Below are 12,125 nucleotides of genomic sequence, written 5' to 3'. Positions count from 1 at the left end.
TACGTATATTCATTAACAAAGTTACTTAGTTTAACTATAGGTGATTAATCTCTCAACCGCTAACTCGGGTATTTGATTTCAATTCACTCATTTTAAAAAGTGAAAATACGGCAACCTGTCTATAACCAAACTATCCAGGCGTTAAAAGATTAGAAAATGTTTTAATCCATGCTTGTCAGAAATATTACGCCATGTCTGTCAGTATTTGAAATACCTTGATAAATCAACGTATAAATAAGGTATTATTTTTATGCTTTTAACAAAGAAAATAATGTTTTTACTTGCCTTGTCGAACGCAGTTTGCTTATGCTTCACTCATTCAGAAAAAACCATGGCACTTGTCCATGATCAGGAGATTACACAATGAGTTTTCCTCAAGTCGAATTAAACACCAATAAAGGTCGTATTGTTCTAGAACTCAATACTGAAAAAGCACCTAAAACCGTAGCTAACTTTTTAGAATACGTACGTGACGGTTTTTATGACGGCGTAATTTTCCACCGTGTTATTGATGGTTTCATGATCCAGGGTGGCGGCATGGATGAAAACTTCAAGGAAAAAGCAACACGCGATGCAATCGAAAACGAAGCAGACAATGGCTTGACCAATGACGAAGGTACGATTGCAATGGCGCGTACTCAGGCACCGCACTCTGCTTCTGCCCAGTTCTTCATTAACGTGAAAAACAACTCATTCCTGAACCACACTGGCAAAACTGCTCAAGGTTGGGGCTATGCCGTATTTGGTAAAGTTGTTGAAGGTATGGATGTTGTAAATGAAATCAAAAACGTGCGTACTGGCAACCGTGGCTATCACGCTGACGTTCCTCTAGAAAATGTCGTGATTGAATCTGCAAAAATCATTTCTGAATAAAAAACGTCCTCTCCGTTCTCTATGAGTTTTAAAGCGATGCTTTAAAACGGTGTAATGGAAAATCCCTCATATGAATGAGGGATCTAGAGAGGAATAAAAGGAAAAGATTCGTGACCTATCTGTTTATCTCAGATTTACATTTGTCACCTGATCACCCTCGACTTGTTCGGGGGTTTTTAGATTTATTAACTGAATATCAAGATCGAAATATCCACCTGTATATTCTGGGTGACTGGTTCAATGCCTGGATTGGCGATGACGATAAGTCTCCATGGCTGGATGAGATTGTCATTGCATTAAAACAGTTTACTCAAGCAGGCAATCAGGTTTATTTTCTGGTAGGTAATCGGGACTTTGTCTTAGGTCAGGATTTTCTGGATCAATTTTCTGGACAACTTTTGCCAGAGATTGCCTATTTTAATATTGGCTCGACCCGATATCGCATTGAACATGGCGATGCTCTGTGTACCGACGATGTGTCCTATCAACGGTTTAGAAAAATAATTCGTCATCCTTGGGTTTTAGGCGTATTACGCAAAATGCCGCTCAGCTTTCGTGCCAGACTGGCCAGTGGCTTTCGTAAAAAAAGCCATGAAGCACAGCAATTAAAAAGCTATGCCGTGATGGATGTGAATGCATCTGCCGTAGAAGCTGCCTTCAAACAAGCTGATGTGCTGATTCACGGTCATACACATCGGGCTGCCATTCATCAAGCAGCTAATAAAAAGCGCATTGTACTGGGTGACTGGAAACAGGAATATGCTGAAATTCTGGAAATCCAGCCAGACCAAAATTTTGATATGCTGAAACTAAAAAAGTGGCGATATTAATCAGCCACTTTTTTAAGATATAGATTCGCTTAACACAAACGATAAAGCTGGTTCACACCGGTATAAAAGCTTTTACCATCAAGATTAAACAGGATTTCCTCACCAGTTTGCAGCTGGATCATTTTTCCAACTTCTACCCAGATAAAACCATCCAGAGTGCTCTGTTTACGCTTTAAAGGAACTAATTTAACGTTAATTTCACCACCATTTACGGCAGTGGCGACATGCCATTCATTTAATATATTCAAAATATTTACTCATAATATGAGCTTTTTGTGACAGTACAAAGAGATTAATAAAACCAAATTTGTATAATAATTCTGTAGTTACTAGATGTTATTCAAGCTTAAATGCTTGAACCAAAAGTGAATCACAATCAGCTAAAAATAATAAAAGCGAGAACTATACTCGCTCGAAGTTTTGCCACTATACCCTTTATTCCCGAGGAAAGCAAACATACATTGTCATTACAATAGAATGGGATTTTTAAGAACTTTTCTCATGCTTTGTTAATTATTAGGCTTTTAACTTTCATTATCTAAAATTCATTTTAACGTTATTTCATTTCCGTTGATAAACAAAACCTGTCTTTAAATACCTTAAAATCAATATTAGAGACATGAAACTCAGCCCGAGGTACAGCAAGTTCCACTCTCCTGTCTTTTGATAATTTAGGATCAAGAGAATAGCATTTAAGGCTGCAAACAGTACGTGAATCATAAAAAAAGCTTGTTGCGCTCGTCTAGTTCTTTGCTGACGTTTATTCTTTAAGGTGTTCTGCTGTTCTTGTAAAAACTGTTCCGCTTCCTGAAGATTCCTTGGGATTTTCTTCTTATAGCTGAATGAATAGCTCATCCTAAAAAATTTCTGATTAAAAGTAAACCAAAAATCTAAGCAAGCTATTCATTCAGAAGTTCTTATTGATTAATAGCCGCCAGTCGGGTGAATTACATTGATATCCTTTCTATATTTTCCTAGCAGATCACGTAAAGAATTTATCAAAACGCTGGTATCCACGCCCACAGCGACAAACTCAGTGCCAAGCTCCAGATATTTCTGAGTCACTTCATGCTGGGTCGACAAAATCCCTGCGGCCTTGCCGGCAGCACGAATACGTTGAATGGCATCTACTACTGCTTTTTGCACTTCAGGATGATTTGGATCACCTTGATAGCCCATGGTCGCAGACAAGTCGACAGCACCAATAAATACCCCATCAATCCCGTCAAGCTGAAGAATAGCATCCAGATTTTCCAGCCCTGTTACTGATTCAATCTGAATTAATAGACAGATTTCCTCATGAGCCCTTTGATAATAATCCGGAATACTGTTCCAGCGGGTAGCACGTGCCAGCGCAGCGCCTACACCACGAATCCCTTCAGGCGGATAACGAACTGCCTTTACCATAAGCTCGGCCTGTTCCACAGTTTCCACCATCGGAATCAACAGTGTTTGTGCTCCGATATCAAGGAGCTGCTTAATCAGTTGTACGCTGCCAATGGGCGGCCGCACTACGGCTTGCGAGGGATAAGCAGCAATACTTTGCAGTTGTGACAAGGTCGTTCTCAGATCACTGGGTGCATGCTCACCATCAATCAACAACCAGTCGTAGCCTGCATTGGCTGCAATCTCGGTACCATAGGCATCGGCCAGTCCAATCCATAAGCCGATTTGCTGCTGGGTTTTCAGTTTGTGTTTAAAATAATTGGTCACTTGCATCCGCTAACCTATTTGCATGTTGCTGCCGATGCCTCTTATTAAACGCTTCTTGCTTAAAAGTGCCAATAGACAAAAAATGGTTTTTAATCTGATTTAGCTCTAAGTTTGGCTGACCTACAGTTCAAGATCATGTCAGAACTGGCTTTGCTAGATGCTGTTTTATTGTAATAATCTGGGGAATAGGAAAGTGTATATAGTTAAAATCCCTACCCGCTGTTTATTTGAAAAGATTGGAGTCCATTGATGGATTTACTCAAGATCGCGCAAAATCGCTACACCACTAAAGCCTATGATCCTAGCAAAAAAATCCCCCCAGCCCAGTTTGATCGCCTGTTAGAAATTTTGCGTCTTACCCCCTCTTCGATCAATATTCAGCCCTGGCATTTTTTTATTGCCGATCATGATGCTGCCAAAAAGCGCGTTGCAAAAGCCCTGGTCGGCACTTATGCCTACAATGCACCCAAAGTTCTGGATTCTTCACATACCATTTTATTCTGCACCAAAGCAGATATTAATGAGCAACATTTAGACAACTTATTGAACCGTGATGATCTTAGCGGCCGTTTTAAAGATGAATCTGCCAAGGAAGGCCAGAAAAATACCCGCGCAGGCTATATACATTACTATCGTAATGAAAAAGGAGATATTCAGCGCTGGGCGGAAAACCAGACCTTTATTGCACTTGGCCAGTTGCTTCTGGCTGCCGGAATTGAAGGTATCGATGCCACACCGATTGGCGGTTTTGATGAAGAGATTATCAGTGAAGAACTACAACTTGCAGAACAGGGTTTGATCCCTTCCGTATTGTTGACTTTAGGCTATCGCAGTGAAAATGACTTCAATGCCAAGCTACCTAAATCACGCCTACCTGCCGAAGATATTTTCACCAAACTGTAATTAATTTATGTTATAAAAGGGGCCAAGTGCCCCTTTGCATATCAATTCGGGCCTATTTTTTGCTTTATTCTCCATATCTAACTAGAATAACAATTAGAGGTATCCATGTCGGTTATAGCTTCCCGCTCCTTAAAATTTGAATGTAAACATTGCGATAAAATCTATTTACACCATTATGTGCATTCCCAGTATCGTTATCCGCATTGTCCCGACTGTAAACAGGCCGGCTTGCTGCTGGGACGGGTAGAAAAAGAAGACGTGCTGCGTAATCCGCTTGAATTTGCCTCTTCCTATGTTAGACAGACATTGCATAAGCTAGGCAAATCACACTGATCACACCTAGGATTAATCCTATCGTGCTTGCAGGTTTGAGGCGCTCCTTAAAGATCAGCAACCCTGCAATTACACCAAAAATGACTACCAGAATATTCATGCCGGCAAACACGATTGCCGGTGTATCTTTAAGCAGCATATGTGCCTTGACATAAAAGGCGATGTTGGCGAAGTTCAGTACGCCCAGTAGCAGGCCTAAGCCGATGTCCTTGCCGGACCCCAGATGATGATATTTGAGTAGTAGATACAGCATCGATAGAATCATGGCGCATACAAACATCAGATTAAGCGCTACGGCAAATTGCAAACCCAAGCTGGTCGTATATTTCAACAAGACATCAATCAGTGCATAACCCATCCAGACCAAACCCAGATATAACATTCCCTGACTGCCCTGCCCGCTACTTTGGCGATGTGAAAGCAGAATGCACAGTACTGCACTGATCCCCAAGGCAATACCCAGTATTTTTAGCTGGTTGAACTGTTCCTGAAAAATAAAATAGGCTGCCGCCAGAGATAAAACCACCGAGAGACGCTGGGCAATTTCTGTTTTTAAAATTCCCGCTGTCTGTAAGGCCTGAGCCAGAAACAGGAATACGCTAGGAAGCAAAATACCCAAAGCTAAAATGAGTAACCACGGTGTCTGGGACATTGAAATATGCTGAATATCAGGCTTGAACCAGACAAAACATAAGAGACTAGCTGAGGCATAGTTCCAGCTAATCATGTGAATCGGGCTCAAGCCTTTGTTCCTGGCGACTTTTAATAATATTGAGACTACAACACTACATAATGCTGCAATAAAAATCAGTTCCATACGCTGCTCTTATTTTTTCATCTTTATTTATCCATAAAAAAGCCCACATTTGCTGTGGGCCCTTCTTATAAATCATTCAACAGGAATTATTTATAACGCTCGACCATTTTCTCTAGAGAAATCGGGCGAATCTTGTCTGCATTACCTGCAGTACCAAAAGCTTCATAACGATCAATACAGATTTGCTTCATTGCATCTACAGTTGCACTGAAGAATTTACGTGGATCGAATTCGCTTGGTTTTTCAGCCATCATACGGCGCATTGCACCTGTAGACGCCAAACGCAAGTCAGTGTCGATATTAATTTTACGCACACCGTGCTTGATCGCTTCAACCAGTTGCTCAACAGGTACACCATACGTTTCTTTGATGTCACCGCCATACTGGTTAATCACTGCTAGCCATTCTTGTGGCACAGAGCTTGAACCGTGCATAACAAGATGAGTATTTGGCAGAGCTGCATGAATTTCTTTGATGCGGTCAATCGCAAGAATATCGCCTGTAGGTGGACGAGTAAACTTGTAGGCACCATGAGAAGTACCGACTGCAATTGCTAATGCATCAACATTGGTATCTGCAACGAATTGACGCGCTTCTTCAACAGAAGTCAGAAGCTGAGAATGGTCAAGTACGCCTTCAGCGCCTACGCCATCTTCTTCGCCTGCCATTCCTGTTTCCAGGCTACCCAGACAGCCGATTTCACCTTCTACTGAAACGCCACATGCATGTGCCATTTGGACAGTACGGCGAGTAACGTCGACGTTGTATTCGTATGAAGTTGGTGTTTTACCGTCTTCACCCAGTGAGCCGTCCATCATGACCGAAGTAAAGCCCAACTGGATAGAACGCTGACAAATGTCAGGGCTCGTACCGTGATCCTGATGCATTACCACTGGAATATGTGGCCATTCTTCAATTGCAGCCAAAATCAGGTGACGCAAGAACGGAGCACCTGCATATTTACGTGCACCCGCAGACGCCTGTACGATTACAGGTGAATTGGTTGCATCTGCTGCGAGCATGATTGCACGCATTTGTTCTAAGTTGTTTACGTTAAACGCTGGTACGCCGTATGCATGTTCGCCGGCGTGATCCAAGAGCTGGCGCATCGAAATAAGAGCCATAATATCCTCCCAGGTAATGGGCCATATTCTACATGTTCAACTATTTCAATACAGCCAAAAAATACAATATTTTATAAAAAATCCCTGCTTTTGCAGGGATTTTCACTTGCGTACTCTCACTTAGTGTGTAACAGGCTCAGAAGCTGCGGCTCCAGACTCATCTGGTGTAGCTGCATCTGCCGACGCATTGGCAATTTCAGGCGGGACATCCATATTTTTTTCATCCAGAACCGGCTTATCAATGGCATTAATTGCTGCCTGTTGTTCTGGGCTTACGGTTTCTGCAGCAACAGGTGCTGAACCTTCTACTTCAGATTCTGGGGCACTTTCCTGTTTCGCACATGCGGTTAAGGCCAAAGATGCTGCCAGTAATGCAGCTAAAGTGAGTTGCTGTTTCATCAGGAGATCTCGTTTTGTTGACTCATGGTCTGCATCATATGACAGGTTTATTGCATTTTAATGACCAAATGATGAACGGATTCAGAATCTCTGGTCTATAAAAATAAAAAAAAGCTGGCATCATGCCAGCTTTTTAAATCAGAACCTACACTTAAGCACGTTCTAATAGCACTGCAACTGCAGGAAGTGTTTTACCTTCAACAAACTCAAGGAATGCACCACCACCCGTCGAGATATAGCCAATCTTGTCAGCCACTTCATACTTGTCAATCGCAGCCAGAGTGTCACCACCACCCGCGATCGAGAAACCTTCCGATTCAGCAATTGCTAAAGATAAAGTTTTAGTACCTTCACCGAATTGATCTACTTCAAATACGCCGACCGGGCCATTCCAAAGAATGGTTTTAGAGGTTTTCAGGATTTCTGCAAATGCTTTTGCAGTTTCCGGGCCAACGTCTAGAATCATGTCGTTATCAGCAACATCTGCAACGTTTTTCACCGTTGCTTTGGCTGCAGCCAATGAACCCAAGAAATCTTCAAAGTTGATTTCAGAGGCATCTGCAACCACAACGTCAGTAGGAAGCGGAACTGATACTTTTGCAGCAATGGCTTTTGCTGTATCGATCAGGTCTTTTTCACACAATGATTTACCTACGTTATAACCCGCTGCAGCAAGGAATGTATTGGCAATACCACCACCCACAATCAATTGATCACAGATATCAGACAGTGAAGTCAAAACATCAAGTTTGGTTGAAACTTTAGAACCTGCAACAATCGCCACCATTGGTTTTTCTGGAGTTTTCAGTGCACGGCCAAGCGCATCCAGTTCAGCTGCCAATAAAGGACCTGCTGCTGCAACTTTCGCTAAACGCGCTACGCCTTCAGTTGAGGCCTCTGCACGGTGCGCTGTACCAAAGGCATCCATTACAAATACGTCGCAAAGTGCTGCATATTTTGCTGCAAGCTCAGGGTTGTTTTTCTTTTCACCCACATTAAAACGACAGTTTTCAAGCAAAACAACCTGACCTGGCTGAACATCAACGCCATCTAAATAGTCAGTGAACAGTTTCACTTCCTGACCCAAAGCTTCAGTCAGGTAAGCCGCTACAGGAGCAAGTGACTGTTCAGCCTTAGGCTCACCTTCAACCGGACGACCCAGATGAGAATACACCATTACTGCAGCGCCTTTTTCTAGTGCTGCTTTAATCGTTGGCAATGCTGCACGAAGACGCGCATCGCTGGTGATCACACCATTTTTAACAGGAACGTTTAAATCTTCACGGATCAGAACACGTTTACCTGCTAAATCGAGGTCAGTCATACGCTGAAAGTTCATGTAAAGCTCACTTTATAGATATTAAAACCAGCCGATTTTAAATGATTATGCAGAAAAAGGTTAGCATCTTTTGCAGAAATCATTATGAATGCCAAAGTTTTGTTATGATAGAAAAAAGCCTCTTTTAGATTCAGTCCTTATGTCGATACATCCTGATCCAAATCTTAACCGTTTGAACGTGTTAGGTGAGCCTTTGTCCAGCTGTTGCTTCGATCCGATTACCGGGTATTTCCGCAATGGCTTTTGCCATACTGCAACCACTGATCTGGGGCAACATACGGTATGTGCGCAAATGACTTCAGAGTTTCTGAATTTTTCCCAAAAAGTCGGTAATGATCTGATTACACCTTTACCTGAACTGGACTTTCCCGGCCTGCAGCCTGGCGATTTCTGGTGTATCTGCGTGACGCGCTGGGTCGAAGCCTATGAAGCCGGTCAGGCACCCCCGATCAAGCTGCAAGCCTGTCACAAAGCTGTTCTTGCTTACGTACCGTTAAATATTCTTGAGGAATATGCTGTCTAATGAATTCTGTACAGATTATCTTGGCATCATCCAGTCAAACCCGTAAAGCGCTGATGGATCGTTTGCATATTGATTATATTTCCGTAGTTCCGGATATTGATGAGTCTCCTCGCGGGGAAAATCATGCAGATGATCTGGCACAACGACTGGCTTTTGAAAAAGCCAGATATATTGCTGAACAGAATCCAGAAGCGATTGTGATCGGCTCAGATCAGGTGGCATGGCGTGAAGGTGCACCGGATATTTTTATCGGTAAACCGTTAACGACTGAAAAAGCTATTCGCCAGCTACAAGCCAACTCGGACAAAATTGTATATTTCAGTACGGCGCTCAGTGTGCAGCAGCGATCGACCGGTTTTGAACAAAGTCTGGTTGAACACTATAAAGTCAAGTTTCGTAAACTGTCTCAGGCCGAAATCGAGCGCTATATCGAAATTGAACAACCCTTGCAATGTGCAGGCAGCTTTAAGTGCGAAAGCCTCGGCATCAGCTTGTTTGAAGAAATGATCGGACAAGACCAGACTACACTGATGGGCATGCCGATGATCAAGCTCTGTCATATTCTTCGTGAATTAAAAATTCTGGTTCCTTAATCTCTCCCTTTAAATTCAGGCTGTACTCTATGTCTCAACCTTTAGACGTATTAGGCGGTATGACCGCTGAACAATTCCTTAGTGAATACTGGCAAAAGAAACCTTTACTGGTGCGTAATGCGATGCCTGAAATCGTCAGTTTGCTTGAACCCAACGATGTGATGGAACTTGCGCTTGAAGAACATGTCACTGCCCGTCTCATCAAGCAGAAAGACCGTGATCCGAATCAGTGGAGCGTGAAATCTTCGCCTTTACTCAAAGCAGATTTCCAGAAGATGCCCAAACTCTGGACGCTTTTGGTTCAGGCTGTAGATCATTATTCATTTGACCTGTCGGCACTTTGGAAAAAATTCCCGTTTATTCCACAATGGCGTCGCGATGACATTATGGTGTCTTATGCACCGCAAGGCGGTTCAGTCGGCAAACATTTCGACTTCTATGATGTATTTCTGGTACAAGGCTATGGCCACCGTCGCTGGCAGCTTGGGCAAATGTGTGATGCCGAAACTGCATTCGTTCCAGGTCAACCACTCAAACTGTTACCAGAAATGGAAGTTAATTTTGATGAAGTCCTGGCACCTGGCGACTTGCTCTATGTGCCGCCTGGTCTGGCTCACTACGGCGTCGCTGAAGATGACTGCCTGACTTATTCTTTCGGTTTCCGTATGCCGAATGTCAGTGACATGATGGATCGTGTCGGCGACAAGTTTGCCGAAAATGAAGCTTTACGCAATCCTCTGACTGACATCATTCGTGATCAAATCAGTGCTGCTGGTGAAGTCACAGCGAATGAGCTTGAATATCTGAAAGGCAAAATCATGGAGCAGCTGCATAACTCCAATGTACTTGAAGATGCCATTATAAGCCTGATGTCTGAACCCAAATACCCAGAAAACCTTCCGGAAGCTGGGGAAATTGGTACGGGCGACCTGGAAGAGGCATTGGATCAGGGTTATAGCATTATGCTCGAGCCTGCATCACGCCTGCTTTATACTGAAGAAGATGGTGAAGTACTGTTCTGGGGCAATGGCGAAGGTTTATGTGTCTCGGAAGCTTTTGCAGAAAAACTCAAGCTGATTGCCAATGGTGAGTCTGTGATGCTGGATCTGGACTTTGCTGATGAAGATATGCTGGAAGATCTGGCAGATCTGCTCAATGAATCAATTCTCATGCTGGTTCCACCTGCTGAAGAAGAATAAGAAATATAAAAAAGAGGATCAAATGATCCTCTTTTTTTTCTGGCTTAGGAATTCTTTTATTTAAAACAGTTACAGGAATCAATATCCATACTGACGTTTTAGATAATCCACAATATCTTTCGATTCGAACATTTTCACATTGGTATTCGGGTCGACCAGATAAGGTACCTGAATATTATTTCCCATCACTTCTAAGACATGTTCACGCTTACCGCCCGGCAATGGTTCATATTTACCCGGTTTTAGTCGCAGTTTTGCCAGACCCTGATCCTGCCAGCGCTCTTTCGCTACATTATGGTAGATATAGGGAATTTCTAGCTCAGACAATACACCACGGACAATACGGGTATATGGGCTGGCTTCAAAGCCCCACAGTTCAAGAAGCTGTGCAGGTACAGGTTTATCTTTCTTTAAGGGTTTCGCCATACCACCGCGTAGGCCGTTCACCATCGTACCGGCAATGGCGGCAACTGGCACCTTTGGATAATTTGCATACTTGGCTGGGGTTTTACCGGTTTTGCCATAATGCTTAAACAGGTGGTGAATAATATCCTGAGATTCGTACAGCTTATCTCCCGTGTTTTCATCCACTAAAAATGGGAACTGAAGTTTACCGCCCTGCTGTTTTACTTCGGGACGAAAGCGTTTACCACCTCGTGGACATGGATACACTTCGTAATCGAGGTTCAGTAAAGTCATCACTTCACGTACACGGCGACAGAATGGTGAGCCTTCGTATTCATAAAGCTTTAGCGGCTTTTCAGGCTGGTTTGGAAACGGGGTTCCAGTCGTTCCTCGACCGCCTTCCAGAAATGCAGATGCCAATGCCTGTGCTACTTTAATCTGATGACCTAACATATCATCTATCCTCTTTATTATTTTCAAGCCGTGAAAGCTGCAATCTAAACTGCCGAACTTTCACGTTATAGCTGATTTTTGTATGTTTTCAATAAACAGGATTAGTCCACCAGTTTTTCTTTAGACAAAACGATACCATTATTGTCTGCATAGACGTATTCACCTGATTGAAAGGTAACACCACCGAAGTACAGTGGTATATCAACTTCACCAATGCCTTTACGATTGCTCTTTTGCGGAATCGCAGCTAAGGCCTTCACACCAAGATCAAGTTCAGCGATTGCATCGACATCACGCACACAACCATAAATAATTACACCATTCCAATGATTTTTTACAGCTGACTCTGCAATCAGGTCACCCATCAAGGCGCAGCGCATTGATGCACCACCATCTACCACCAGTACCTTGCCGGTTCCATCTGTGGCCAACAACTCTTTCACGCGTGAATTATCTTCAAAACATTTTACTGTCACAATCTGACCGCCAAAAGTTTTTCGAGCTCCATAACTCTTAAAAAATTTACCGTCCAGACAAGGTGTAACTACTTGAAGCTCTAGCTCAGGATGATCATCTAACAAGTCACAGGTAACAAATGCTGCTGTAGACACGGTGTTTTCC

The 12,125-nt window shown here is 42.9% G+C and carries 15 protein-coding genes; 7 read left to right on the top strand and 8 right to left on the bottom strand.

From position 1 onward, the window contains the following. Positions 1–363 precede the first annotated feature (363 nt). Both VXP95_RS06900 and VXP95_RS06895 read left to right on the top strand, forming a co-directional pair. A complete protein-coding gene (locus tag VXP95_RS06900) occupies positions 364–873 on the top strand; it encodes a peptidylprolyl isomerase (RefSeq protein ID WP_064096065.1) in 510 nt (169 codons plus the stop codon). 110 nt (positions 874–983) lie between these two features. Next, a complete protein-coding gene (locus VXP95_RS06895) occupies positions 984–1,703 on the top strand; it encodes a UDP-2,3-diacylglucosamine diphosphatase (RefSeq protein ID WP_416711742.1) in 720 nt (239 codons plus the stop codon). A gap of 29 nt (positions 1,704–1,732) precedes the next feature. Here VXP95_RS06895 and VXP95_RS06890 read toward each other — a convergent pair whose 3' ends face one another. After that, complete coding sequence (locus VXP95_RS06890; protein WP_171254949.1) at positions 1,733–1,954, bottom strand: transposase; 222 nt, start codon at positions 1,952–1,954, stop codon at positions 1,733–1,735. A 673-nt stretch (positions 1,955–2,627) separates the two neighbouring features. Continuing rightward, the gene (gene hpaI / locus VXP95_RS06885) at positions 2,628–3,422 is read right to left on the bottom strand and encodes a 4-hydroxy-2-oxoheptanedioate aldolase (RefSeq protein WP_416681085.1); all 795 of its coding nucleotides are present in this window, start codon (positions 3,420–3,422) and stop codon (positions 2,628–2,630) included. A gap of 243 nt (positions 3,423–3,665) precedes the next feature. On the opposite strand from hpaI, the gene nfsB reads away from it, so the two are divergent. Next, positions 3,666–4,319: an oxygen-insensitive NAD(P)H nitroreductase gene (gene nfsB / locus VXP95_RS06880; protein ID WP_416711741.1), complete on the top strand. Its 654-nt coding sequence runs from the start codon at positions 3,666–3,668 to the stop codon at positions 4,317–4,319. Between the two features lie 105 nt (positions 4,320–4,424). After that, positions 4,425–4,652, top strand: coding sequence for a hypothetical protein (locus VXP95_RS06875; protein WP_416681084.1), 228 nt, complete (start codon positions 4,425–4,427; stop codon positions 4,650–4,652). On the opposite strand, the gene VXP95_RS06870 is transcribed toward VXP95_RS06875, so the two are convergent. The 4 genes from VXP95_RS06870 to VXP95_RS06855 form a co-directional block, all read right to left on the bottom strand. Further along, on the bottom strand, positions 4,615–5,469 hold the full coding sequence (locus tag VXP95_RS06870; protein WP_416705424.1) for an EamA family transporter: 855 nt from the start codon (positions 5,467–5,469) through the stop codon (positions 4,615–4,617). The genes VXP95_RS06875 and VXP95_RS06870 overlap by 38 nt on opposite strands. An 86-nt stretch (positions 5,470–5,555) precedes the next feature. Then, the gene (gene fba / locus VXP95_RS06865; protein ID WP_064096059.1) at positions 5,556–6,593 is read right to left on the bottom strand and encodes a class II fructose-bisphosphate aldolase; all 1,038 of its coding nucleotides are present in this window, start codon (positions 6,591–6,593) and stop codon (positions 5,556–5,558) included. A 120-nt stretch (positions 6,594–6,713) separates the two neighbouring features. After that, positions 6,714–6,992, bottom strand: coding sequence for a hypothetical protein (locus VXP95_RS06860; protein WP_064102052.1), 279 nt, complete (start codon positions 6,990–6,992; stop codon positions 6,714–6,716). A 151-nt stretch (positions 6,993–7,143) separates the two neighbouring features. Continuing rightward, positions 7,144–8,331 carry a phosphoglycerate kinase gene (locus VXP95_RS06855; RefSeq protein ID WP_064102051.1) on the bottom strand — a complete coding sequence of 396 codons (1,188 nt, stop codon included), beginning with the start codon at positions 8,329–8,331 and terminating at the stop codon, positions 7,144–7,146. Between the two features lie 139 nt (positions 8,332–8,470). On the opposite strand from VXP95_RS06855, the gene VXP95_RS06850 reads away from it, so the two are divergent. Genes VXP95_RS06850 through VXP95_RS06840 form a run of 3 tightly spaced genes read left to right on the top strand, consistent with a single transcriptional unit; the run spans position 8,471 to position 10,646 of the window. Further along, positions 8,471–8,854 (top strand): DUF2237 family protein, encoded by a 384-nt coding sequence (locus tag VXP95_RS06850; RefSeq protein WP_004279857.1) that lies wholly within the window; start codon positions 8,471–8,473, stop codon positions 8,852–8,854. After that, positions 8,854–9,447, top strand: coding sequence for a Maf family protein (locus VXP95_RS06845; protein ID WP_416681081.1), 594 nt, complete (start codon positions 8,854–8,856; stop codon positions 9,445–9,447). The genes VXP95_RS06850 and VXP95_RS06845 overlap by 1 nt, the downstream gene beginning before the upstream one ends. A 29-nt stretch (positions 9,448–9,476) precedes the next feature. Next, positions 9,477–10,646: a JmjC domain-containing protein gene (locus tag VXP95_RS06840; RefSeq protein ID WP_416711740.1), complete on the top strand. Its 1,170-nt coding sequence runs from the start codon at positions 9,477–9,479 to the stop codon at positions 10,644–10,646. 78 nt (positions 10,647–10,724) lie between these two features. On the opposite strand, the gene VXP95_RS06835 is transcribed toward VXP95_RS06840, so the two are convergent. Both VXP95_RS06835 and rraA read right to left on the bottom strand, forming a co-directional pair. Further along, positions 10,725–11,504, bottom strand: coding sequence for a glutathione S-transferase N-terminal domain-containing protein (locus VXP95_RS06835; protein ID WP_416711739.1), 780 nt, complete (start codon positions 11,502–11,504; stop codon positions 10,725–10,727). Between the two features lie 101 nt (positions 11,505–11,605). After that, a complete protein-coding gene (rraA, locus tag VXP95_RS06830; protein WP_416711738.1) occupies positions 11,606–12,115 on the bottom strand; it encodes a ribonuclease E activity regulator RraA in 510 nt (169 codons plus the stop codon). Positions 12,116–12,125 lie beyond the last annotated feature (10 nt).

The sequence above is a fragment of the Acinetobacter sp. 226 genome (assembly GCF_048147925.1).
GTDB classification, from domain to species: domain Bacteria; phylum Pseudomonadota; class Gammaproteobacteria; order Pseudomonadales; family Moraxellaceae; genus Acinetobacter; species Acinetobacter pecorum.
The sequence above is the reverse complement of the archived record's forward strand: the minus strand, read 5'-3'. Positions and strand labels throughout refer to the sequence as shown.